The sequence below is a fragment of the Opitutaceae bacterium genome (genome assembly GCA_041395105.1).
Classification (GTDB): Bacteria; Verrucomicrobiota; Verrucomicrobiia; order Opitutales; family Opitutaceae; genus B12-G4.
Map to the genome: position 1 here is coordinate 721,474 of JAWLBB010000001.1, position 24,066 is coordinate 745,539.

24 protein-coding genes and 1 tRNA gene are annotated in these 24,066 nt (G+C 61.4%); 19 read left to right on the plus strand and 6 right to left on the minus strand.

What is annotated here, in order from left to right:
* Positions 1-40: 40 nt before the first annotated feature.
* Positions 41-1,006 carry a helix-turn-helix domain-containing protein gene (locus R3F07_02815; GenBank protein ID MEZ5275297.1) on the minus strand — a complete coding sequence of 322 codons (966 nt, stop codon included), beginning with the start codon at positions 1,004-1,006 and terminating at the stop codon, positions 41-43.
* 123 nt (positions 1,007-1,129) lie between these two features.
* Here R3F07_02815 and R3F07_02820 point away from each other — a divergent pair, with 123 nt between their 5' ends.
* Entirely contained in the window at positions 1,130-1,492 is a 363-nt protein-coding gene (locus tag R3F07_02820; GenBank protein MEZ5275298.1) for a hypothetical protein, read from the plus strand.
* 375 nt (positions 1,493-1,867) lie between these two features.
* Positions 1,868-2,365, plus strand: coding sequence for a DUF3795 domain-containing protein (locus tag R3F07_02825; GenBank protein MEZ5275299.1), 498 nt, complete (start codon positions 1,868-1,870; stop codon positions 2,363-2,365).
* A 46-nt stretch (positions 2,366-2,411) separates the two neighbouring features.
* Here R3F07_02825 and R3F07_02830 read toward each other — a convergent pair whose 3' ends face one another.
* The 3 genes from R3F07_02830 to R3F07_02840 all read right to left on the minus strand — a co-directional run bounded on the left by R3F07_02830 (position 2,412) and on the right by R3F07_02840 (position 4,465).
* A complete protein-coding gene (locus tag R3F07_02830) occupies positions 2,412-2,804 on the minus strand; it encodes a type II toxin-antitoxin system VapC family toxin (protein MEZ5275300.1) in 393 nt (130 codons plus the stop codon).
* On the minus strand, positions 2,795-3,022 hold the full coding sequence (locus R3F07_02835; GenBank protein MEZ5275301.1) for a hypothetical protein: 228 nt from the start codon (positions 3,020-3,022) through the stop codon (positions 2,795-2,797). Before R3F07_02835 ends, R3F07_02830 begins: the two co-directional genes overlap by 10 nt.
* 150 nt (positions 3,023-3,172) lie before the next feature.
* Entirely contained in the window at positions 3,173-4,465 is a 1,293-nt protein-coding gene (locus R3F07_02840; GenBank protein MEZ5275302.1) for an alpha-L-fucosidase, read from the minus strand.
* A gap of 137 nt (positions 4,466-4,602) precedes the next feature.
* Between R3F07_02840 and R3F07_02845 the strand changes: the two genes are divergently transcribed.
* Positions 4,603-5,058 carry a YhcH/YjgK/YiaL family protein gene (locus R3F07_02845; GenBank protein ID MEZ5275303.1) on the plus strand — a complete coding sequence of 152 codons (456 nt, stop codon included), beginning with the start codon at positions 4,603-4,605 and terminating at the stop codon, positions 5,056-5,058.
* A gap of 168 nt (positions 5,059-5,226) precedes the next feature.
* Here the strand turns inward: R3F07_02845 and R3F07_02850 are convergent.
* A tRNA-Ser gene (locus R3F07_02850) sits at positions 5,227-5,316 on the minus strand.
* A 438-nt stretch (positions 5,317-5,754) separates the two neighbouring features.
* On the opposite strand from R3F07_02850, the gene nuoB reads away from it, so the two are divergent.
* From nuoB to R3F07_02930, 16 genes are all read left to right on the plus strand, one after another.
* The gene (nuoB, locus tag R3F07_02855; protein ID MEZ5275304.1) at positions 5,755-6,264 is read left to right on the plus strand and encodes an NADH-quinone oxidoreductase subunit NuoB; all 510 of its coding nucleotides are present in this window, start codon (positions 5,755-5,757) and stop codon (positions 6,262-6,264) included.
* A gap of 4 nt (positions 6,265-6,268) precedes the next feature.
* Entirely contained in the window at positions 6,269-6,889 is a 621-nt protein-coding gene (locus R3F07_02860; protein ID MEZ5275305.1) for an NADH-quinone oxidoreductase subunit C, read from the plus strand.
* Between the two features lie 18 nt (positions 6,890-6,907).
* On the plus strand, positions 6,908-8,140 hold the full coding sequence (gene nuoD / locus R3F07_02865; GenBank protein MEZ5275306.1) for an NADH dehydrogenase (quinone) subunit D: 1,233 nt from the start codon (positions 6,908-6,910) through the stop codon (positions 8,138-8,140).
* Positions 8,141-8,166: 26 nt separating this feature from the next.
* A complete protein-coding gene (locus R3F07_02870) occupies positions 8,167-8,679 on the plus strand; it encodes an NAD(P)H-dependent oxidoreductase subunit E (GenBank protein MEZ5275307.1) in 513 nt (170 codons plus the stop codon).
* A gap of 5 nt (positions 8,680-8,684) precedes the next feature.
* Complete coding sequence (gene nuoF, locus R3F07_02875) at positions 8,685-10,034, plus strand: NADH-quinone oxidoreductase subunit NuoF (protein MEZ5275308.1); 1,350 nt, start codon at positions 8,685-8,687, stop codon at positions 10,032-10,034.
* Positions 10,031-11,728, plus strand: a complete 1,698-nt coding sequence (locus R3F07_02880) for a 2Fe-2S iron-sulfur cluster-binding protein (GenBank protein MEZ5275309.1) — start codon at positions 10,031-10,033, stop codon at positions 11,726-11,728. Before nuoF ends, R3F07_02880 begins: the two co-directional genes overlap by 4 nt.
* A 1-nt stretch (position 11,729) precedes the next feature.
* Positions 11,730-12,860: a complex I subunit 1 family protein gene (locus R3F07_02885; GenBank protein ID MEZ5275310.1), complete on the plus strand. Its 1,131-nt coding sequence runs from the start codon at positions 11,730-11,732 to the stop codon at positions 12,858-12,860.
* Between the two features lie 297 nt (positions 12,861-13,157).
* Complete coding sequence (locus tag R3F07_02890; protein ID MEZ5275311.1) at positions 13,158-13,691, plus strand: NADH-quinone oxidoreductase subunit I; 534 nt, start codon at positions 13,158-13,160, stop codon at positions 13,689-13,691.
* Positions 13,692-13,700: 9 nt separating this feature from the next.
* Positions 13,701-14,213 carry an NADH-quinone oxidoreductase subunit J gene (locus R3F07_02895; GenBank protein ID MEZ5275312.1) on the plus strand — a complete coding sequence of 171 codons (513 nt, stop codon included), beginning with the start codon at positions 13,701-13,703 and terminating at the stop codon, positions 14,211-14,213.
* 11 nt (positions 14,214-14,224) lie between these two features.
* Positions 14,225-14,530, plus strand: a complete 306-nt coding sequence (gene nuoK / locus R3F07_02900; GenBank protein MEZ5275313.1) for an NADH-quinone oxidoreductase subunit NuoK — start codon at positions 14,225-14,227, stop codon at positions 14,528-14,530.
* Between the two features lie 46 nt (positions 14,531-14,576).
* The gene (gene nuoL / locus R3F07_02905) at positions 14,577-16,451 is read left to right on the plus strand and encodes an NADH-quinone oxidoreductase subunit L (protein ID MEZ5275314.1); all 1,875 of its coding nucleotides are present in this window, start codon (positions 14,577-14,579) and stop codon (positions 16,449-16,451) included.
* A gap of 2 nt (positions 16,452-16,453) precedes the next feature.
* Positions 16,454-17,992, plus strand: a complete 1,539-nt coding sequence (locus R3F07_02910; GenBank protein MEZ5275315.1) for an NADH-quinone oxidoreductase subunit M — start codon at positions 16,454-16,456, stop codon at positions 17,990-17,992.
* A 28-nt stretch (positions 17,993-18,020) separates the two neighbouring features.
* Complete coding sequence (locus R3F07_02915) at positions 18,021-19,544, plus strand: NADH-quinone oxidoreductase subunit N (protein MEZ5275316.1); 1,524 nt, start codon at positions 18,021-18,023, stop codon at positions 19,542-19,544.
* 181 nt (positions 19,545-19,725) lie between these two features.
* Positions 19,726-20,520, plus strand: a complete 795-nt coding sequence (locus tag R3F07_02920; GenBank protein ID MEZ5275317.1) for a thymidylate synthase — start codon at positions 19,726-19,728, stop codon at positions 20,518-20,520.
* A gap of 174 nt (positions 20,521-20,694) precedes the next feature.
* Complete coding sequence (locus tag R3F07_02925) at positions 20,695-21,198, plus strand: dihydrofolate reductase (protein MEZ5275318.1); 504 nt, start codon at positions 20,695-20,697, stop codon at positions 21,196-21,198.
* 46 nt (positions 21,199-21,244) lie between these two features.
* The gene (locus tag R3F07_02930) at positions 21,245-21,799 is read left to right on the plus strand and encodes a hypothetical protein (protein MEZ5275319.1); all 555 of its coding nucleotides are present in this window, start codon (positions 21,245-21,247) and stop codon (positions 21,797-21,799) included.
* A 215-nt stretch (positions 21,800-22,014) separates the two neighbouring features.
* Here the strand turns inward: R3F07_02930 and R3F07_02935 are convergent, their stop codons facing one another.
* Positions 22,015-24,048 carry an alkaline phosphatase gene (locus tag R3F07_02935; GenBank protein MEZ5275320.1) on the minus strand — a complete coding sequence of 678 codons (2,034 nt, stop codon included), beginning with the start codon at positions 24,046-24,048 and terminating at the stop codon, positions 22,015-22,017.
* Between the last annotated feature and the right edge of the window lie 18 nt (positions 24,049-24,066).

Genomic DNA, 24,066 nt, shown 5'->3' on the forward strand with positions numbered 1-24,066 from the left:
ACCGGGCTTCATGACCGGATCTGGATATCCGGGGGCGGACTCAGATCGACGGGTTGCGCCGGGTCTGGCCCGGAGATTGGCCGATCTGTCGGCGGTAGAGATTGCGAAGCTGGCGGCCGTCGGCATACCCGCAGGCCCTGGCCACATCCTCGACTTTCAGGTTCCCATCGTTCAGGAGAGATCGGGCACGTTCGAGGCGCAGTCGGATGAGATACTCGCCGACGGAGAGGGAAAGGCTTTTGCGGAAGCGGCGGGAGAGGGTTCGGGGACTCGCTCCCACCACCCTGGCCAGGACCTCCAGTTTCGGGGGGTGGTCAAGGTGTTCGATCAGGACGTTCTGGGTGCGGTGCACCAGATCGTCCTGATGATTGCGGAATTGAAGGTAGATGCTCTCCTGTTCGAAAGCTGCGGTGCGGCGCACGTAGACCACAAGTCGGTGGGCGATTTCGAAGGCCAGTCTTGACCCGTGCCGTTTCCCGATCAGGTGAATGGCCAGGTCAATACCGGAGGCGACCCCCGCGCTGGTCAGCAGGCGGTCTTCCTCGACAAAGACGACGCCGTGCTTCACCCGGGTGAGCGGATAGAGTTCCTGGAGGGCTTTCGTATCGGCCCAGTGGGTGGTGCAGGCAAGGCCGTCGAGGATGCCGGCCTCGGCCAGGAAGAAAGCGCCGGTGCAGACCGAACAGATTGTTGCGCCGCTCTGTCGGCATTGCCGCAGCCATTCGAACAACGTGGCGTGTTCCCTGCGGAACGCCGGTGTGATGATGTGATCTCCCTGATATCCGGCGACGAAAAGCGTGTCTTCCGGCTCGAGCCGGATATCCTGGTAGGGCCTCAGGTTTGAGAACACCAGATTTCCTCCGATCGGCACGGATTTCGTCAGGGCGCAGACTTCGATCCGATAGGGATGACCGAGGCGTTCCGCCATCTGGAAAACCTGAAATGGACCGATCAGATCCAGGCCGGTCAGCGTTGGAGGGGCGAAGAAGACGATACGGGGATTCATCGATTGAACGGCGCGTCTCCCGATCCGGGCATGAAGCGCTCAGGCGTGAATGGCACTAAGTTAGGGGGTATTCAGGAGGGATCACGAGATGTAGCCGCGGCAGTCTCTTGCCGCGTATCCACGATGACACGCCCCAAGAGACCGGGGCGACTACACCAGACAAATACACCAACAAGAAATGCCAGTTCTGAGCCAAAGAATCTGCTTATCTTAGGGCGAATCGACATTCAAATTGCGCTGCTGGTGAGAAGAGAAGCGGAAGCAGCGCAAGGCGGTGGCACGGAAGGCGTGCTGGAAGCACGTGTCCGTGCCACCAACGCCGCGACCTTCCGCTTCGCTCTCATCCTTCGGACGGGTCTGCGGAAGCGCTCAGCCGCGTTCCTTTTGCGACAGAAGCCCTTCAAGGGATTCTCGCCGCAAAAGCGCCTTGCTGAGGCCCTCCCGCAGTTCCCGCCAGCGCACAATTTGAATGTCGATTCGCCCTAGTGCCATTCCGGTCAGCCGTCATTGCTTTCCAGGCCTGGGTCTGGCGTCGGATCCTGCCTTGGAGTGTGGGGAGGGTGCAATACTTTCGTTTGGCGGACGGCGCCTGCCTCAACCGGATGCGGAAGGTCTGGCGGCACACCCGATCCGGGTGCAGCGCAGGGCCTGGATCGGCCCGGGTCGATCCCATCGGGTTGGTGCGGGATTGCCGGGATCCAGGGCCGCGAAGGCCTAATGGTCGTTATGACCGAAACTTCTAGTGATGCTCTCAAATGCATCAGTCTTGTTGTGGGTGGGGTCGTCTGACAAAATCCAGACAGGAACGGCTCGCTGCCGGAATTTCCCGCTTCACCCCCCCAAAAAAAGGAAAGGAGAACAATGAAGAACGACGGCCAGATGATCCAATCCCGTCGCGAATTCCTCGCCGCCACTTCGAAGCTTGGAGTGGCCTGTGGTTTCACCTGCCTTTGTCCCATGTCCCGGCTTGCCGCCCAGGACAGCTACAGTGCTGTTCCGGACCCCAAGAAGCTGAATTACTGCGCCTATGTCTGCTCGAAGGATTGCGTGATGAAAGTGGCCGGCGAATCCGGTGATCTGGAGCTGAAGCGCGCGGCCTACAAGGAATGGAAAATCAAGGAACGCTACGGACTGGAATTTGATCCGGACCAGATCTTCTGCAAAGGGTGCAAGACCGAGGAGGCCAACGCCGGAGCCGCGGTCGGGAATTGTCCGGTCCGCAAGTGCGCAATGGAGCGGGGGCTCAACGGCTGCATCGAGTGCTGGGAACTGGAGACCTGTGATCAGCAACTCTGGAAGGAGTCTCCGTCCTTCCACGCCCGGGTCATTCGAATGCAGGAACGGTATCGGTCTTATTGACGGGCAATTCCCAGGGAGTTCCTCTGCTGCGAAGTCCAGGCCGGTGTCACTCATGCAGGGTGATCCCATGGGCGGCGAGTTTTCGATCATAGCTGACCACTTCGCTGCGGGTGCGGTTGGCCTGCGCAATGATGATCCGGTCGAAGGGATCGCTGAGATGTTCGGGCAGACTGACTGCAGCGTCGAAGTCTTCGGCTTCAACGGGCAGGACAAGGCATTCGTAGCGGGAGATGGCCTCGTCCCAGAATTCCCGGGCTGAATTGAACGGCTCAACTTTCAGTTGTTCCTTTTTCGCCTTCAAGGCGACTTCAAACAGACTGCAGGCGGAGACGTAGAGAGAGTCCGACGATGCGATCAGCTTCAGGGTATTGCGCGTCAGTTTCTTCTGAGCAAGGCCCGAGAGGGAAAGCAGGGCGCAGGTATCCAGGATCAGATCCATCCCTCGATATCCTTGGCATCAACGGGAGCGGTCGCCACCTCGGTGGTCACTGTTGCCCGAACCCCGTCCAGCGGCCGGACATTTCGCTGTCTCCGTTGGTGTGGGACGAGGTCAAACCAGGGCTTTCCGTTCTTTGAAACGATAATCCGCTGTCCGGCGTGGGCCAGATCTCCGAACTTGCTCAGGTTGCTCTTCACCTCCCGGATGGGTGCTTTCATCAGGCAAAAATGTAGTCACCGTGACTACAATGTCAAGGATGGATCAGGCCGGAGATCTCACGCTCGGCCGGTTCGGGCTTCCAGAAACGGACGAGTGCTCGTCGCCTGGATCGCAGTCGGACAAAATGGCGGGCCACAAGGCAGGTGACTTCAGGGGTTCTGGGTCACGGTGTCGCCGGCTCCGGTATAGAGATCGAGCGGCTCTTCGAATTCCAGCTTCACCGCGGTGGCGAGGGGATCGATCCGTTCGGAGGGCAGATCGACCCAGGTCACGCCGGGAAGTCCAGCCCAGGCGGCTCCACCCACCTGGCGACACTCGATCGGGTCGGGATGACCGAGGACGGTGGCGCGCTTCACGGGATTGCGGATGCCCTTGATCGGGATGGGACCCTGGGGCCGGTCGAAGGTGATGAGGTAGAGTGTGCGGCGGTCGGGGGAGAGGGTGGTCAGGGCGGGCACGTGACCGGCAGGGATACCGGCTTCGGTTCCGAAGATGGCCTCACCGTTGGTCCTCAACCAGCCGCCCATTGCTTCGAGCACGGCGACGGATTGTTCGGGGATGGAGCCGTCGACCTTGGGTCCGATATCGAGGAGGAGGGATCCGCCAAGGGAGGCGCATTCCGCCAGCATCCACAGGCATTGGCGGGGCGATTTGAAATTGTCGTCCTTGAGCTGGAACCCCCAGGAATCGTTGATCGTGACGCAGAACTCCCAGGTGCCTTCAGGTCGGGTCACCGGGATGGCTTGTTCCGGCGTGCTGTAATCGCCGTAGCCGCCCATCCGGCTGTTCAGGACGACGTTCGGTGCCCATGCATGGAGTTGATCGCGCAATTCCTTGAATCGCCATTGTTCACTGTCCCGCTCCCAATCACCGTCGAACCAGAGCAGATCCGGCCGGTAGTTCTGACAGAGCTCCTGCAATTGGGCGCGGTGGAATTTCAGGAAGCGTTCCCAGGCGGCAGGATCCTCCTTGCCCTGGGGATAGCCGAAGCGATTCGTGTGCCGTTTGGCGTGATCGTGGGGTTGTTTGCCTTTGGGCAGGACAGAGGCGTAATCCGGATGGGACCAGTCGAGATGGGAAAAGTAGATGCCGACCTTCAGGCCTTGCTTCCTGAGGGCTTCGCAATAGGGGCCGATCAGGTCCCGACCGGCCGGGGCACCTTCGACCGCGTTGAGGGGACTCTGGGCGGTCGGCCAGAGGGCGAATCCGTCATGGTGCTTGGCAGTGAGGACTGAGTATTGTGCTCCTGCTCGCGCAAAAAGCTCCGCCCATTTTCCCGGGTCGTAGGCGGCGGCCGTGAATTCCTTCGCGCCGGCCATGTAGTCGTCGTAATCGACCTCGCCATTGAAGAACGGCCAGGACTCGGCCCAGCGGCCGTGGGAATAGATGCCCCAATGAATGAAGATCCCGAACCGGGCGTGTTTGAACCAGGGTTGGAGCATGAAGGTTCACTTACCCGATTTTCGTCCTGGAGGCACGCCGGATTCTCTCGAGGCCGTTTGGTTTCCGCCGTTCAACTCCGATTCTCATTGATCTTAGGACTCGCGACGGGTTCCCGTCTGCCCCATAAGTCGTCGTCATGATCTTCGACACCCTTGACCAATTGGACCGTTACCGCGGACTGGGGTCCCGGTTTGCCAAGGCATTTGACTTCCTGAAGACCCTTGACGGGAACGCACCGGATGGCCGGATCGACCTAGATGGAGATGACCTCTTCATTCTTGTCCAGAGCTACGAGACCCAGCCGGAAGAACGGAAGGAATTCGAATCGCACCGGATCTATGCGGACATCCAGGTGGTCCTTTCCGGTGAAGAGACCCTGCTTTATGCTCCTCTGGAGGCACTCACGGCGGTCGATCCCTACAACGAAGAGAAAGACTTTCAGCTCTATCCGATGCGCGGCGGGGTGACCCGTCTTGAGGCTGGTCCCGGCGCGGTGGCCCTCTTCTTCCCTCCGGATGGGCATGTGCCCGGCTGCGCCTCACCGGCCGGTCCAATGGCGGTGAAGAAGGCGGTGGTCAAGGTCCGGCTCTGAAAGTGGCGGAGAGGGAGGGATTGGATTGGCGCGTCGCACCAAGGGCTTTGCCCCGACCTGCGGTCGTCCCATCTTCGCTTTCGCTCCGTCGAACCCCGAGGGTGTAGGTCGCATTCGCGACAGAGATGTCGCCTTTCAGGCTCGGAACTCATCCCTCCAGGACCAATTTGGCGGAGAGGGAGGGATTCGAACCCTCGGTACGGTTTCCCGTACACATGATTTCCAATCATGCACATTCGGCCACTCTGTCACCTCTCCTGAGCCAAAAGGGTCGTTCTGAACGGAGATCGGCGGAGACGCAAGCCCTGCATGATTGAAAATCCCATGATTGGGAGCCTCGCCTGAGGGCGTCGGCATTGTCGCCTGCGTGGCAGGCTCGGAACCAATCATGCGCATTCGGCCACTCTGTCACCTCTCCTGAGCCAAAGGGGTCGTTCTGAACGGAGATCGGTGGAGACGCAAGCCCTGCATGATTGAAAATCCTATGATTGGGAGCCTCGCCTGAGGCGTCGGCGTTGTCGCCTGCAAGGCAGGGGCAGCCGCGCGGGTCAACGCATTCGAGACATTGGATCCGGAACGAGTCCACCGATCGAGCGCATTAAGGGCACATATTAGGAAATGCCGCTTGCCTGCCTCTGGGCGAGGGCCTTAACGTTTCGCAAATTTGTGCACCTTCAAACGGGGCCGTTCCGACTCATGGTTTCAGCGAATCAGGAATTCAACTATAACAGCAAGATCGAGGGCGAGGTCATCATCAGCAAGGCTTCGGCGGTCGTGAACTGGATCCGCTCGAACTCGATGTGGCCGATGCCGATGGGACTGGCCTGCTGCGCGATCGAGTTGATGGCGGCCGGGGCCTCCCGTTTCGACATCAGCCGCTTCGGCATGGAGGTCATGCGATTTTCGCCCCGGCAGTCCGACGTCATGATCGTCGCCGGCACCGTCACCTACAAGATGGCGACGGCGGTCCGTCGGATCTACGATCAGATGGCCGAGCCCCGCTGGGTCGTGGCGATGGGCGCCTGCGCCTCCTCAGGCGGCATGTACCGCTCCTATGCGGTCCTTCAGGGTGTGGACCGGATCCTGCCGGTCGATGTTTACATCAGCGGCTGTCCCCCCCGGCCCGAGGCACTCCTCGATGCCCTCATGAAACTGCAGAGCCAGGTCCGCAAGGAGCCTTCGGTCAGCAATCTTATTCGCGCCTGACCGCATGACAACCGCCGACCTCCTGCCCGAGCTTTCAGCCCAGTTTCCGGAGATCACCGAACGTGCGAGCCTCGACTGGCCCGCCTTCAACGTGCCGGCCTCCATCCTTATCCCGGCGATGACCCATCTGCGCGACGCGCACGGGTTCGACATGCTGGTCGATGTGACCGCAATCGACTGGGAGAAGGAGACGCCCCGCTTTTCCGCGGTCTACCACCTGCTCTCGACGAAGAAGCACGTTTACCTACGGGTGGTCACGCCTTGTGAGGAAGTCAACGACGAGCCTCGGGTCCCGAGCCTGGTTTCCGTCTGGCCGGCCGCCGGGTGGCACGAGCGGGAGACCTATGACATGTTCGGGGTCATTTTTGAGGGACACGGCGACCTCCGCCGTATCCTGATGTGGGAAGGCTATCCCTATTTCCCTTTGCGCAAGGAGTTCCCCCTCGCGGGCATCGAGACCGAGCTGCCCGACGCCGAGGTGGCCGAGGAGACTGGGGTCAAGGTGAAGTCGGCCCCGATGATGGGCGGCCCGTTCGTCGCGCCTCAGGAGAACGTGGTGAGTCGACGTGAACCCCGGGCCCGCGACGAGAGCTGGACCGAAGGGAAGGAGAAACCGCAGCGTTGAAGCGCGCTGGAGACTGACATGGCCGACAATTACACATTTACCGATGGGGCCTCACGTGCCGCCCGGGCCGTCGAGGAGATGGAGACGGAGAAGATGTCCATCAACATGGGGCCGTCCCATCCGAGCACCCACGGGGTCCTCCGGCTGCAGCTTGAGCTCAATGGCGAGACGGTGGTGAAGTGCGACCCCGTGGTCGGCTACCTGCACCGCGGCGATGAGAAGATCGCCGAGAACATGACCTACAACCAGTTCGTTCCCTACACGGACCGGTTGGACTACCTCGCCCCTCTGGCCAATAATGTCGCCTACGCGATGACGGTGGAGAAGCTCGCCAAGCTCGAGCTGCCTCCTCGCGGCCAGGCCATCCGCGCCCTCATCTGTGAACTGGCCCGGATCTCCTCCCATCTCCTCGGGATCGGCGTCTATGGCATGGACACCGGGGCGATGACCATTTTCCTCTACACGTTTGAGGAGCGCGAGAAGCTCTACCTGCTCTTTGAAGAGCTGACCGGGGCCCGCTTCACGACCAGTTACACCCGGATTGGCGGGATGTCCCGCGACATGCCGGAGGGGTGGACCGATCGGGTGCTCAAGTTCTGCGACGGTGTCCTTCCGGTCGTCGACCTGGTTGACAAGCTTCTGACCCGCAACCGGATCTTCCTCGACCGGACCGACGGCATCGGCGTGATCTCGCAGGAGGATGCCATCGCTTACGGTCTGACGGGACCCAATCTGCGGGCCACGGGCGTGGATTTCGACCTGCGCAAGACCAATCCCTACCTCGGCTACGAGAACTACGAGTTCGATGTCCCGGTCGGGACAAAGGGCGATTGCTACGATCGCTACCTTGTGCGCCTGGAGGAGGTCCGCCAGAGTGTGCGGCTGGTTCGGCAGATCATCGCGAAGATGCCGGACGGCCCCTGGTATGCGGAGCATGCCCGCAAGGTCTTTGCCCCGCGGAAGGAAAAGATCCTCACTTCGATGGAGGAGCTGATCCAGAACTTCATGCTGGTGACCGAGGGTCCGCAGATGCCGGCCGGTGAAGTGTATTTTGAGGCCGAGAACCCGAAGGGCGCCCTTGGCTTTTACATCGTAAGCAAGGGCGGCGGCGTGCCCTACCGCCTGAAGATCCGCTCTCCTTCCTTCTGCTCTCTCAATATCATGCCGAAAGTGGGCGTGGGCTGTCTGGTGGCGGATCTGTCGGCCATCCTGGGAAGCTTGGATTTCGTGATGGGCGAATGTGACCGTTGAGCGACGAGCGAACTGCAACGACCGGAATGAACCTCAAACCCGAAACCATCGAGACCATCGAGAAGCTCATCCCGCGCTACCCGCAGAAGCGGAGCGCGGTCATGCCCCTGCTTCACCATATCCAGTCGGATCAGGGAGTGATCTCCAATCAGGCGGTCGAATGGGTCGCGGCCAAGCTCGAGCTGCAGCCGATCAACGTCCTCGAGGTCGTCACCTTTTTCCCCTACTACCGCCAGAAGAAGCTCGGCAACTGCCATGTGCGGGTCTGCCAGACCCTTTCCTGTGCGCTGAAGGGCGCCTACCGGGTGGCGGAAAACCTGGAGAAGGCGCTCGAATGCAAGATCGGAACGACCCGCGCGGACGGTAAAGTGACTTTGGAATACGCGGAGTGCCTGGCCAGTTGCGGTTCCGGACCGGTCGCCCTGATCGACGAGGATCTTTTTGAGAACATCAAGGCCGCCGAACTGGACGGCCTGATCGAGGAAATCAACCGGCGGTCCGAAATCGGCGACCGTGCGGTGAAGAAGGAGGAGCGCTGATTGTCATGGCTGTGACCGAGACCCGGATTCTTCTCAAGCACGCCGATGAGCCCGGCTATTCGCCGGCGATCCGCAGCTATCTTCAGGTTGGCGGTTACGAGTCCCTGAAGAAGGCCCTGACCCTGAAGCCGGAAGAGATCCGGTTGGAGGTCAAGGCATCCGGCCTGCGCGGCCGCGGAGGGGCGGGCTTCCCCTGCGGGGTGAAGTGGCACGACCTGGTCGACCGCAAGAGCGGCAAACCGATCTACCTGATCTGCAATGCCGACGAATCCGAACCCGGCACCTTCAAGGATCGCCAGCTCATCCACAAGGATCCGCATCAGCTGATCGAGGGCATGATGATCTCCTGCTTCGCCAACGACGTGAAGCTGGCCTTCATCTATATCCGCGAGGAGATGCCGCTCGGCGCGAAGATTCTCGAGAAGGCCATCGAGGAGGCCCGGGAAAAGGGATTTGTCGGGGACAATATCCTGGGCTCCGGTTACTCCTGCGACATCATTGTCCACCGAGGAGCGGGCGCCTATATCTGCGGTGAGGAGACCGGCCTGATCGAATCGCTGGAGGGCAAGCGTGCCTACCCGCGGATGAAGCCGCCGTTTTTCCCGGCCGCCCTCGGCCTCTACAATTGCCCGACCATCGTCAACAACGTGGAGACCCTCTGCAATATCGTGCATATCGTGCGGATGGGGGCGGAGGAATACACGAAGATCGGCCGGCCGAAGAACTCCGGCACCCGGATCTGGTGCGTCAGCGGCCACGTCCAGCGCCCCGGCTACTACGAGGTCGGCGCGATCACGATGGGTGAGCTGCTCAACGACCTTTGCGGTGGTCCGCTCCCCGGACGGAAGTTCAAGGCGGTCGTTCCCGGCGGCGGATCGATGAAGATCCTGCGGGCCGACGAACGCTTCAAGTCGAAGGGGCCCGACGGCAAGGAAACCGAATACGGGCTCAATGACATCCCGCTGGACTTCGACGGGATCATGGCGGCCGGTTCCATGTCCGGCTCGGGCGGGGTCATGGTGATGGACGACTCGGTCGACATCCTCGAGGCGCTGGCCAACCTGACGGCCTTTTACGCCCACGAGAGCTGCGGGCAGTGCACACCCTGCCGGGAGGGCTCCCTCTGGGCCAAGAAGATCACCGCCCGGATGTGCAGCGGGGACGCTCGTAGTGGAGATTTAGATACACTTTACACCATGGCCGGAAACATCGGCGGAAGGACGGTCTGCCCGATGGGCTTTTCCACCACCTGGCCGGTCCAGAGCTATATCGACAAATTCCGGGACGAGATCGAGGAGCGCGCCCGTGAGAACCGCTGCGGCATGAGCCGGGAAGAGAGACTGATCCAGAAATGAGCGAGACCAAGCAGAATGACGGATTGATCAGCGTGTTCGTTGACGGCACGGAGGTCCGCTGTGCGCCCGGCACGAACATGATCGACGCGGCCGCCATGGCCGGCCGGGAGGTGCCGCATTATTGCTACCACCCGAAGCTGAGCGTGTCGGGCAATTGCCGGATGTGCCTGGTCCAGCTGGGACTGCCCGGACGGGACCGGGACACGGGCAAGCCGATGCTCGATGCGGAGGGCAACCCGGTCATTTCCTGGTTTCCGGGGCCGGCCATTGCCTGCGGCACCAAGGCCTCTCCGGGAATGCATATCCGCACCGATACCGACATGGTGCGGGAATGCCGCGAGGGCGTCATGGAATTCCTCCTGCTCAATCACCCGCTGGACTGCCCGATCTGTGACCAGGCTGGCGAGTGTCGCCTGCAGGAGTTTTCCACCAATTACGGCACGGGCTACAGCCGCTTTCTCGAGGAAAAGAACGTCAAGCCGAAGCGGACCGTCCTCGGCCCCCGGGTAATCCTCGATGATGAGCGCTGCATTCTCTGTTCGCGCTGCATCCGGTTCAGCAAGGAAGTGGCCGGGGACGATGTCCTCGGCTTTGTCGACCGCGGCAGCTACACCACGCTGACCTGCTACCCGGGCAAGAAGCTGGAGAACAACTACTCGCTCAACACGGTCGACATCTGCCCGGTGGGTGCCCTGACCAGCACGGATTTCCGTTTCAAGATGCGGGTCTGGTTTCTCAAGGCCACCCCGCAGATCGACACCGAGAGCAGCGTGGGCTGCAACACCCAGGTCTGGGCCCGGGAGGGCAAGATCTACCGGATCACGCCCCGTCGCAATGATGCGGTCAACGACACCTGGATGCCGGACAGCGGCCGGATCCTCTACAAGTCGGTTGAGGCGGAGGATCGTCTGACCGGCTGCCGCGTCGATGGCCAGTCCGTCGCCGCCGATGTGGCCGTGGCCGAAGCCGGGAGGCTTCTGGCGGAAGGTTCGGTGGCGGTGGTCGGTTCCGGTCGTTCCAGTGTCGAGGAACAGTTCCTTCTCAAGCAATTGGCCGACGCGCTGCAAGCGGCGCCCGCCCACCTGGTCTCCCGGGTCGGGGAGGGTGACGGCATCCTGCTTTCCCGTGACCGGAATCCCAATGTGCGCGGGGCGCTGGTGACCGGATTGATCGATTCCCTGCCGGATGCCCGGCTGGATACGCTGGGCGAAGCGATCGATTCCGGAGCGGTCAGGACCGTTCTTACCGTGGGGGAAGACCTGGTGGCGGCAGGAATCACCGAGGCGCAGTTGAAGAAGGTCCGGGTGATCGCCCTCGCCACCCACGAGAACCCGATGGTGGCCGCGGCCCGGGTGGTTCTGGCCGGTCTCACCGTCTTTGAGAAGAGCGGGTCCTTCGTCAACCAGCAGTTCCGGTTGCAGAAGTTCCTCCGGGCCGTCCCGGCTCCGGCCGGACCGGTCGATGATCTCGTCATCCTGGGGACCCTCCTGGCCCAGCGGACCGGTGAACGTGCCGCCTCGACCGTGGACGGCGTCTGGAGTGCCCTGAGCCGGGTCGTTCCCCAGCTTTCCGGGATAACCTTCGAAGGGATCGCCGATACCGGCAATCCCCTCGATGGATCGGCCTTCGATCACCTGTCTTTCGTTGAGGAGGAAACCCTCCACTACAAACCCGCCTCGCTGGCCACCGCCTGATATGATAGACTGGATTTCCCTTCTGATCTCTGTCGGCAAAGCGCTCCTCGTCGTTTCGATCCTGATGGGGCTCTGCCTCTACGCGGTGCTGGGCGAACGCAAGGTTTCGAGCTGGATCCAGGGGCGGGTCGGACCGAACCGCACGAGCCTCCCCATCATCCTGGCAATCCCCTTCATCGGTCCCTTCCTGACGCGTCTCGGACTTTTCCAGCCGCTGGCCGACGGCGGAAAGTTTCTCTTCAAGGAGGAAATGATACCGGGACATGTGAACAAGGTCTACTTTGTTCTGGCCCCGATGCTCGCCCTGATCCCGGCCCTCGTCACAATCACCGTCGTCCCCTTTGGCCGGATGGTTGATGCGACCGGTGCGGTCGTGCCGATGATTCTCGCCAACCTCGACATCGGCATCCTCTTCATCTTCGCGGTGTCCTCACTCGGCGTCTACAGCATTATCCTGGCCGGATGGGCGGCGAACAGCAAATACCCGTTCCTGGGAGGCATCCGTGCTTCGGCCCAGATGATTTCGTACGAGCTGGCCCTGACTCTTTCGGTCCTCCCGGTTTTCCTCTGGATCAACGCCCCCGGCTCTGAAGGATCCCTGAGTCTGTTCCGGGTGGTTGTGGCGCAGGACAACCTCTGGTTTGTCCTCTGGCAGCCGGTTTCCGCTCTCGTCTTCATGATCAGTCTTTTTGCCGAGACCAACCGCCTGCCCTTCGACATGCCGGAGTCGGAAACGGATCTGGTCGGCGGTTACCATACGGAATACAGCGCCTTCAAGTTCGGCCTCTTCTTCACCGCGGAATACGCCCACATGATCGTGGGCTCGGCCGTTTTCACCCTGCTCTTCCTCGGAGGCTGGCACCCGCTGCCCTTCGTCACCCTCGAGGATCTGACCCTCTGGACCGGGCTCGATGTCTCGACCGGGGCGCTCGGTGCCACGCTTTCCGTCCTGATCCTTCTCCTGAAGGTGATTGGCTGTCTCTTCTTCTTCATGTGGGTTCGCTGGACCGTTCCCCGCTTCCGCTACGACCAGGTCATGCGCATCGGATGGACCGCCCTGCTCCCGCTCGCCATCGCCAATCTCGTCGCCTACGCCGTCATCATCGCCCTGCTCGACCGGGGGGGCTTCTGATCATGCGAACGAACCAACAGTCCGGAGCGCTCCAGACAAGGGAGACTATCCTGACCCGCACCAGAGGATGGTCTTGTCAGCCAACTCCCGAGGGTGTAGCCACGGCAGTCTCTTGCCGTGTTCAATCGTGTATTCGCCCCAAGAGACTGGGGCGGCTACAAGAGACGGAGAGATTCGATCCCATTCCGCATCAGCATGGACCAAGGTCCAGCCCTACAGGAGGGATCGTTTTCCCTTTTGTGTCGGCGATCAAGGGAGCCAAAGGCATGACCCCGTGCACCCATCATTTTTCACGACATGGCCAAAGTAATTGAACGCAAGCCCCTGACCCTGGCCGAACGCACCTACCTCCCGCAGATAGTCAGCGGGCTGATGACGACCTTTGGCCAGCTCTTCAAGCCGAGCGTCACTCTGGAATACCCGGAGCAGAAGCCGCCCATCCCTCCCGGATACCGTGGCGTGCCGACGCTGGTCAAGGACCCCGATGGTCGGGAGAAATGCGTTTCCTGCCAGCTCTGCGAATTCGTCTGTCCGCCCAAGGCGATCCGCATCACGCCCGGCGAGATCACCGAGGGGCCCTACCAGCACGTGGAGAAGGCGCCGCAGGAGTTCGAGATCAACATGCTGCGGTGCATTTACTGCGGACTCTGTCAGGAAGTCTGCCCGGAGGAGGCCATCTTCCTGCAGGAGGAATACACTCTTTCCGGGTTCACCCGGGGCGAGTTCATCAACAACAAGGCCAAGCTTTATGAGCTGGGCGGAACCCTGCCGGACAAACACTTCAAGTGGGAGAAGAAACGCCAGGCGGCGGCCCACGGCAATGCGCACTGAGGGATTCGCATGACTGACATCCTTTTTTATTTCTTCGCCGTCCTCGCGATCGTCTGCGCCCTGCTGGTGGTCTTCAGCCGGAATGCGGTCAATGCGGCCATGTTCCTGATCGTCAGCTTTCTTTCGATGGCGGCGCTCTTTGTTCTTCTCGGCGCCTACTTCCTGGCTGTCCTGCAGGTCCTCGTCTATGCCGGCGCGGTCGTCGTCCTCTTCCTTTTCATCATCATGCTGCTCGATGTGAAAGGGGGGAAGAGGCATTCCTTCCGCCCGGTGACGGCTCTGGCCAGCGCCCTCGCCCTTGCCCTGATGGTCGGGGCCACCGTTCTCTTTTTCTCGCCGAGAAACCTCCCGTCTTCCGATGCCCCTGTCGTGGCGGCGGGCAGTTCCCTGAAGGCCTACGGCGAGCAATTGTTCACCACCTATCTCCTGCCCATGCAGGTGACGGGTTTCCTTCTTCTTGTGGCGATGATCGGGGTCATTGTCCTGAGCAAGCAGGTCCGGCCGGTCGGCCGCGGCGATTGAGCTTATTTGCTATGTCAGTAGGACTGGAAGATTACCTGGCGGTCAGTGGACTGCTTTTCGCAATCGGCTTCTTCGGCGTTCTCCTGCGCCGCAACACCCTGATCCTCTACATGAGCCTGGAGTTGATGCTCAACGCCTCGACCCTCGCCCTGGTGGCGTTCTCGCGCTTCAACGGCACGATGGACGGCAACGTCTTCGTCTTCTTCATCATCACGGTTGCTGCGGCCGAGGTGGCCGTCGGTCTGGCCATCATCGTCGCCCTCTTCCGCAAACGGCAGACCGTCCAGGTGGAACAACACAACGCGCTCCGCAACTGACCGTCGACATCCGCCGACCCGCATCCAACCCGAGGCCAAGATCTTCATGCAGCCGGAAACCCTCCTCCTGATCACCCTCTTTTCCCCCCTGGCGGCCGCGGCCGCAAACGCCCTTCTGCTGCGGCGTCGCGGAGCGGCGGCGGCCACCCTGAGCGTGGTCGCGGCGGGCATCAGCCTCGCCGCCGGGCTCACCGTCATCCTCGGGTCCGAGCCCTTTGCCGTGTCGGCCTCCTGGCTGACCATGGGCAACTTCTCCCTCGAACTCGGGTTTCTTTTCAACCCCCTTTCGGCGCTCATGCTCTTCGTGGTCGTCTTCGTCGGTTTCTTCATTCACGTATTCAGTCTCGGATACATGAAGGAGGATCCGGACCGGGGGCGTTTCTTCGGGGGGATGTCTCTGTTCATGTTTTCCATGATCGGGCTGACCCTGGCGGACAACCTGATCCTCCTCTTCATCTTCTGGGAGCTGGTCGGGTTGAGTTCCTATCTCCTGATCAGTTTCTATTTCGAACGCCCCTCGGCCGTGGCCGCAGGCAACAAGGCCTTCATCGTGAATCGGGTGGGGGACTTCGGGTTTCTCCTCGGCATTCTCTGGGCCTGGTGGGCCTACGGCACGGTCAACCTGACGGAACTGACCCATCTGGTCGGCGCCGATCCCCAGATCCTCGTCACCGGCATCGGCCTGCTCATCTTCTGCGGGGCGGTCGGCAAATCCGGTCAGATCCCTCTCCATGTCTGGTTGCCGGACGCGATGGAGGGTCCAACCCCGGTTTCCGCGCTCATCCATGCGGCCACCATGGTCGCCGCGGGCATCTACCTGCTCTGCCGGGCCGGGGCCATCATGACGGGCGATGCCCTCAACGTGATCATCTGGATCGGAGCGGCCACCGCGCTTTATGCCGGCTTCTGTGCCCTGCCCCAGAAGGACATCAAGAAGATCCTCGCCTATTCCACCGTCTCCCAACTCGGCTACATGGTGGCGGCGTTCGGCCTGGGCTCGAAACTGGCCCTGACCGGCGGTGATGCCCATGCGGTCCACGGCGCGGTCAACGGCGGTGTCGCCGCGGCCATGTTTCACCTGACCACGCATGCCTTCTTCAAGGCGCTTCTCTTCCTCGGGGCCGGCTCGATCATTCATGCCTGCCATCACGAGCAGAACATTTTCAATATGGGCGGGTTGGCCCGGAAGATGCCGATCACCTTCGTGACCTTCACCCTCGGCCTCCTCGCCCTGGTGGGTATCCCGCCCCTCGCGGGCTTTTTCAGCAAGGACGCCATCCTCGCCCTCGCCCTGGAAAACGGGGGACCGGTCTTCTGGGTCCTGGCCTTCGGCGCCCTCCTGACCGCCGCCTACATGACCCGCCTCTGGGTGGTCGCCTTTTTCGGGCCCCCCAAGACGGGTAACGCCGAGCACGCCAGGGAGAACGGTCTTGTCATGACGCTTCCCCTGATGGTTCTGGCGGTCGGGGCGGTCCTCGGCGGTTTTCGGGGTTTCTACCCGGCGGCCTTTTCCGACATACTCGGCGCGGTGCCGCACCCGGAGGATCCCACTTTCATCATCGGGGTTTCGGTTGCGGCGGGTCTCATCGGCATCCTCGGAGCCTTCTTCTTTTACCGGCCGGGTGCCCAGCAGGATCATCTGCAGCGTTCGGCGCCGGCGGTCTACGGATTCCTCTCGGCCAAGCTCTGGTTTGATGAGATCTATCTCTGGTATGTGGCCAAGGTGCAGCAGCGACTGGCTCATCTGCTGGCGTTTCTCGAGCAGGTCTTTGTCTCCGGGCTCATGGTCAGGGGGGCCGCGGGCCTGACCGGTCTTGTCGGTCTCGGTGCCAGAGCCCTTCATACCGGCTCCATCCACGGTTACGTATACTGGTTTTTCTTCGGACTGGTCGCCCTCTGGCTCCTCTCCGTTGGTCTATAGTCATGAACGACCCTGGCTCACTCCTTCTCCTTGCCTCGATCGGCGTGCCTTTTCTCGCCGGCATCATTCTGCTCGTGGGCGGCAGGCTTCCGCTCCCGGTGGTCCGTCTGATCGCCTGGGTCGGATTCGGCCTGCCCATGGTCGCCGCCTTTGTCCTCTGGGCCAACTATGCCCCGGAGACGGCGGGCGGGTATGACTTTGTCTCCCGCTATGCGACCGGATTGCAGGCCCTCGGAATCAGCCTGCATCTCGGCCTGAACGGAGTGGCCCTTCCGCTCTTTGTCCTGGCGGCGGTCGTCGGACTGGCGGCCGGGATTTATGCCGCCAATTCCGGAGCCGAGCGCCTTTCCCAATACCTGGCTCTCCTCCTCATCATGCAGGCGGGCCTGATGGGGGTGTTTGCCTCCATCGACGTCTTCTTCTTCTACCTCTTTCATGAGCTCGCGCTCATCCCGACCTTCATCATGGTCGGCGTATGGGGTGGACGTGACCGGCACTACGCGGCCATGAAGATGACGATCTACCTGACGCTCGGGGCGATGCTTTCCCTGGCCGGACTGATCGTCCTATACGTCAAGAGCGGGGCGGTCTCCTTTGATCTGATCGCCTTGCGCGATGCGCTGGCCGCTCGCCCCCTGGCCGATTCGGTCCAGGAAAACGCCTTCGGTCTTCTGCTTTTCGGATTCGGCATCCTCGTCTCCCTCTTCCCCTTCCATACTTGGGCTCCCCTCGGCTACGGGGCCGCCCCGTCCTCGGCCGCGATGCTCCATGCGGGCGTCCTCAAGAAATTCGGACTCTACGGACTTATTCAGATCGCCCTTCCCTTGATGCCGGTCGGGGCCCATCACTGGGCCGGGTTGCTGGCCTGGCTCGCCCTCGGCAATGTCATCCTCATCGGCCTGATCACCCTCGCGCAGCGGGATTTGAAACAGATGATCGGGTACAGTTCGGTCATGCACATGGGGTATGCCTTTCTCGGTCTGGCCGCCTTTTCGGTTCTCGGAGCGGGCGGGGTGATCCTCATGATGGTCGCCCACGGCCTGACCGTGGCCTTGCTCTTCCTCCTGGCCACCTGCGTCTATCATCGAAGCCAGACCTTCGATATGACCGAAATGGGCGGCCTTGTGAAAAAGGCGCCGGTCCTGGCGGCTTTCTTCACCTTCGCGGTTCTGGCCAGCATCGGGGTGCCTGGCCCGGGTCTGGCCAATTTCTGGGGCGAACTGCTCATCTTCCTCGCCGTCTGGGACTACCGGGCACTGGCCGCAGTCCTGCTGGTCTTCGGGATCATCCTCTCGGCCGTCTATGGCCTGCGGGCTGTCGGAAGGATCTTCCTGGGCACTCCGACCGAGGCCTTTCGCAAGACGATGGACGGCGAGATCAGGGATATGACCTGGGGCGAACGCCTGCCGGCCCTCCTTCTCATCGTGGTGCTTCTCGGCATCGGAATCTGGCCCCGTTCGCTGACCGACTCGGCCAATGCCAGCCTGAAGGACGCGTTCGCCGTCCCCGCCACCCGGCTGGTGGAAACCACCCGACCCTGAATCGACGATCATTTCAATGCCTCCCGCAATGGATTCCACCTTATTGATCGAGATCGCCCGGACCAATCAATGGGCGGCCATCTACCCGGAGCTTGTTCTCGGCGGCCTGGCTCTCGGCCTGCTCGCTCTTGAGCTTCTCCTGCCCCGTTCGCTCCATCGGATGATACCGCGGATCGCGGTCTGGGTTCAGGTTCTTCTGCTCGTCTATATCCTGCTCTTTGACTGGACCAACCGCTTCATCGGGATGGAGACTTTCGACGGCATGTTGCTTCACTCCGGTGCCGGGCAGATCATGCGGGTCTTCTTCATCCTCTGTTCCATCCTGGTCTGCTACCTCGGCCAGGTGGCCCTGGAGAGGCAGACGATGCCCCGGATCGAGTTCTTTCACATCGTCCTGGTGGTCTCGGCGGCCATGATGCTGCTGGCCCAGAGCAATCATTTCGTGATGCTCTTCGTGGCACTCGAGACGATCACGGTCGGTTTCTACGTCCTCGTCAGCTACTTCCGGCAGAATCCGGTCACCCTCGAGGCAGGCCTCAAGTACCTCGTTCTCGGTGCGCTCAGCTCGGCCATCCTGCTCTTCGGCATCGTTCTGCTCTACGGAGTCGGCGGATCGCCGGACCTCCCGGGCTCCAGCGCCACCTCGATGCACTTTGAGTCGCTCCGGATCTTCCTCGAGCAGAACAGCGACAATTCCCTGGCCATCGCGGGGGTTCTCCTGGTCGTGGCCGGCATCGCCTTCAAGGTCGGACTATTCCCGTTCCAGATCTGGATCCCGGATGTCTACCAGGGAGCCCCGACCCCGGTGACCGCCTTCCTCGCGGTCGGCTCGAAGGGTGCCGGTGTGGCCATCCTCGTCACCCTGGTCACCCGGGTTTTTCTGCCGATGCAGGGCATCCTGCTTCCGGTTCTCGGTGCCCTGGCCGCGGCCACCATCCTTTTCGGCAACCTTGCGGCACTGACCCAGCGCAATACAAAGCGGCTGATGGGCCTCTCCGGGATCTCCCATGCCGGATTCATCCTGGTCGGGATCATTGCCTCGGTCAGTGTCTCCTGGGCGGGTGGCGCGGTCATCTTCTACCTGTTCGGCTACCTTTTCGCCTCTTTTGCGGTCTTTGCGGTGATCACCCATCTGGCCGGTCAGGACGACACGGCCCAGGACCTGGATCACTACCTCGATCTGGCGAAGGACCAGCCATTTCTCGGGGCGGTCCTGGCCATCGGCCTTGGCTCTTTGGCCGGCATCCCTCCGCTGGCCGGTTTCATCGGCAAGGCGCTCATTTTTGTGGCCGCCTTTCAGGCCGGTCTCTATGGATTGCTGGCCGTCGCGATCGCCGGTGTGATCATCTCGATCTACTATTACTTCGGGTGGATCAAGGCGGCTTTCTTCGACACCTGGCAGCTGCCGGGCCAGGAGAAACCGGACTCCCCGGCGGCCTCGGTCGTTATCAGTCCCTACGCCCGTCTGGCCATGGTCGGCCTGACCGCCGCGACGGTCATCCTGGGGCTTTTCCAGGGCTCGTTCGGCAACTGGCTGTTGACGGCCTGGTAGGCCGCTCATTTCCAGAAACGGTGGGCTCCCAAATACGGCATTTCATCGACCCGGACAGCGCGCCCGGTACGAGGTGCGCGGCCCGGGATGGATCTGTAGGAGAGGCTTTATGCCTCGATCAATTGCCAAATCGAGGCATAAAGCCTCTCCTACGGGGGAGGAATGTGAGTTTCCCGACGGTATGAAAGAGTATCACCGACTGTTGCGCCTCGTCCTCGATGAGGGACGCTTGAAGACGGACCGAACCGGTACCGGCACCCGGGCCGTTTTCGGCGCACAGGCCCGTTTCCCGTTGGCCGATGGGTTTCCCATGGTCACGACGAAGAAGCTTCATGTGCGTTCGATCTTTCATGAGCTGCTCTGGTTCCTCAAGGGGGAGACAAATCTGCGTTACCTGCACGAGAACAAGGTGACGATCTGGGACGAATGGGCGGATGAGAACGGAGACCTCGGGCGTGTTTACGGGGCGCAATGGCGCGATTGGCGCAAACCGGATGGTGGGCGTGTCGATCAGATCGCCCAGGTGGTTGAGCAGATCCGCCGCAATCCGGATAGCCGGCGTCACCTGGTCTGCGCGTGGAATCCGGGAGAGATCGATCAGATGGCCCTGCCGCCCTGCCACGCCCTCTTCCAGTTCTTTGTTCAGGACGGCGAACTGAGCCTTCAGCTCTACCAGAGAAGCGCGGACATCTTTCTGGGCGTGCCTTTCAATATCGCGTCCTATGCCCTTCTCCTGCTGATGGTGGCACAGGTCTGCGGACTCAAGCCGGGAGCCTTTGTCCACACCTTCGGCGACCTCCACCTCTATTCGAATCACGTCGAGCAGGCAAAGCTACAGCTCTCGCGCGATTGCCGAAAGCTTCCTGACGTAAAGTTAAACCCGGATGTCCGGGAAATCGATGCCTTCCGCTACGAGGACATCGAAGTCATCGGCTATGATCCCCACCCGGCGATCAAGGCCCCGATCGCGGTTTGAGATGCGACTGTGGATGAGTCCGATCACCGACATGGCCGGCACGCCGGGGAGGTTGTGCCCAACCTGTAGGAGAGGCTTTACGCCTCGATCAAACCGCCGCTTTGCCATCGAATCGAGGCGTAAAGCCTCTCCTACAAGGGAATTCGGAGCTCTGGGCGGAGCGAGTTTTCTAGAATGAAGCTTTCTCCGACAAACCTTTACGGCGTCCGGGTCATCGCAATTGCGGCGATGGCCGAAAACCGGGTGATCGGAAGCGGAAACCGACTGCCCTGGCATGTTCCGGGGGATTTCCAGTGGTTCAAGAGCCGCACGCTGGGCAAGACGCTTCTGATGGGGCGAAAGACTTTCGAATCGCTCGGCAGGCCGTTGCCGAAGCGGCGAACGATTGTGCTCTCACGGTCGGGTTTTGTGGCGGAGGGCATCACGGTGATCGCCTCCCTCGATCAACTTGCCGGGCTCCTGACCGAGCCGGAGCTTTGGGTTTGTGGTGGGGCGGAGATCTATTCGATGACCCTGCCGCGCTGGGATGAGCTCCTGCTCAGTGTCATCTCGGGGGAGTATCCGGGAGATGCCTTTTTCCCGGCCTTTGAGGATTCCATGACTGGAGGTGCGATCATCCACGAAGGCGAGGGATTCGTGGTCCGGCGTTACCTCGGGAAAAGGGGCCAGGCGCGGTAAGGCTTGCGGTTGGGCCGCTTCGGGTGCACCCTGATCCCTGCTTCGAATGCTCAGGAGACGCCACAGCTGGTTGATCTTCAGCCTCAGTTTTGCGCTGTTGGCCGCGTCGGCTTGGGCGGGTCGCCCGGTCAATTACAGCCGGAAGAACCCGGCGGGTAAACAGGTCTCGCGACCGGAAACAACCATGGATCCGACGGGACGGGTCATTCATTCAACGGAGACCCTCAACCGGAAAATGCTTGATTCGAAGATGGCTCGGGCGAACCGGGAGCAGGCACCGATCGCCGTGACCGAGGCCAACCGCAAGCGGGTCAATGTCTATGGGAAGAAGGAGATTCCGATGGTGGAAACGCGCCTCCTGACGAAACCCGGGGACGAGGTCGTCATTACGCGAATGAGCGAAGAGGAGTTCCAGGCGATCGTGAAAAAGTACCAGCAGAACATGAAGGAGCCGGTGGAGACACGAAAGAGCGGGATTGAGGTCGGTGAGGAAGGCGTTTCGCTCGACGAGATCAACAAGTACTCGGATCCGTCGCGTGGGCTGGAAAAGCAGGGGATTCCGGTCGAGAAGGCGGGGGGCGGCGAGGAAACCAGGGACTGAGTCGGGACTCCTCTGGCGGGGGGATGCCCTGGGCGGCTGGTGCGCAGCCAGACGATGCGATCGAAGTTCCTCAATGGATGGTTTGAGGCCGCTCGATCGAATTCGTAAAAAACAGAGCCCGTCGCTCGATGAGCAGACGGGCTCCGTCAATTCGAACTGACGGTTTTCAACTCAACGGTTCTTCGAGCCTTCCACCGTCGTTGTGTTGAAAACGGTCAATGATGGTCGCGACTGTCCCAGTCCCAGTCTTTGCCTTTGTCATGGTCCTTTTTCCAGTCCTTGCCTTCGTCGCAGCCTTCGAGGGCGGCGGCCATCGCCTTGAAGAAGACAGTGGTGTTGTCCATCACTCCGTGGAACCGCTCGGCCCCGCACCCGAGGGCGGAGAGGGGAATGTCGGAGGCGGTGTGGACGGCGGTCGACCCGCCCACCTGTCCGGTGACGAGGAAGCCGTCGCGATTCATGGGCCCGCTCGGATAGAGGTTGAGCGGGGCGGATCCGTTCAGGGGCTGCTGGCTGTCCCGGAGGGGTTGCGGGTTGGTGATCCAGTCCTCGTAGCGGTCGGCATTGGCGGCATAGCCGATGAGCATGCGGTAGTCGACATCGGTTGTCTCAGGATAGCCGTCAGCGGCGATGGTGTAGCGGGGGAAACCGGCCGCATCATAGGTTCCTACCAGGTTGTTGCGCAGGGCTGTGAGCGAGCCATCGGAGGCGGCCTCTTCCAAGCCTGCCTGGGTGGTCCGGGAACCGCCGATGATATTGACTCCGGCACACTCGTGGTCAGCGGTGATGATGACGAGGGTATCCTCGTTCCGCAGGGCGAAGCGGCGGGCAACGTCGATGGCACGGTCGAATTCGATGGTGTCGAGGATCCAGCGCTCGGTATCCATGTTGTGGGCCTGTTTGTCGATCGAGGCGGCTTCGACCATGAGAACGAAGCCATTCCTGTTCTTGGAAAGCACTTTCAGCGCAGCCCGGGTCATCTCGTCGAGCATCGGCTGGTCGGGGAAGCCGTAGTCCTGAACGACCGTGCTGCCGCCGAGTCCATCTTCCACTCCCCGCTGTCCATTGATCTTGTCGAGTGCGACATTCATGTTCGAGTAGGCGAAGAGTCCGAGGAGCTTCTTGGTATTGCCGGGAATGGCCATCAGGTCGGACCGGTTGGCGGCGTATTTGAAACCGGCTGACTGGAAGTCACCCAAGAGGTCACGTGATTCATTCAGTTCCCCGGTCGGCACTCCCCAGGCATTGGCGACATCCGTCGGGAGAACGTAGTCATTCGAATTGGAGCGGGCACTTCCGATCTCGCCCTTGGGGAGAAACCACTTCCGGCCGCCGCCCATCAGCACGGACAGCCCGCTGATACCGCGCTCATCGAGATATTGATCGCAGATGCCGGTGCCGGCGCCCCGGTTTGAGGTATGGGAACCGAAAGCGCCCGGGGTGGCGTCAAAGACGTCTGATGTGGTCACGATGCCGAGTGACGCCCCCCTGATTCTCTTCAGGTATTCACCGATGTTTTCCACACGGGGATTGTCAAACGCATCGACGGTATCGTCGGGGAAGACGCCCTGCTGGTTGTTATTGGATTTGTTGCCGGTCGAATAGCAGGCGGCTCCGGGGGCGGAGTCGGTCACGATCGAGTTGAGGGAATGGGTGTTGATCAGGGCCACCTGGGGGAACATGTCCATCGCGAGCTGGGCGTCGGCCTTGCCCTGGGTGACACCGTTCAGCATGATCCGGGCAGCAGTCCGATGGGCGATGCCCATGCCGTCTCCGATCATGAAGATGATGTTCTTGGCTTTTCCGCCTTTGCCCTGGAGTTCGACAACCTCGAAGTTCCCGGTGCCCTTGCCGGTGGCGTTGTCGCTCTGCTTGGCAACCACGGTCAGCTTGTGGATGCCCGGCTTCTTGACCGAGGTGGCACGGAGTGAGGCGCTGACCGTATTGGTCGGAAGACCGGACGCTGTGGCAGGGGTCAGAGTCACCGGGCCGGAGACTTCCCTTCCGTCGAGGTAGAACCTGACGCTCTTGATGGTCTCGCCTTCATCCGGGGCGATGGTGGCCTGAAGGTCGAATCTCTGACCGGGCAGAAAACGGGAGGTGATGGGCTCGTCCGGGATCCCGTAGCTGAACAGGGCACTTGGTGGAGTCAGGCGGAGAACCTCGGGGGCTGCGTCCAGAACGGCGCACGGAACGACGAACGCGGCGGTAGCCGCGGCGATGAGCTGCAATGTGTTTTTTGTATTCATAGGATAGGAATTGTGGCG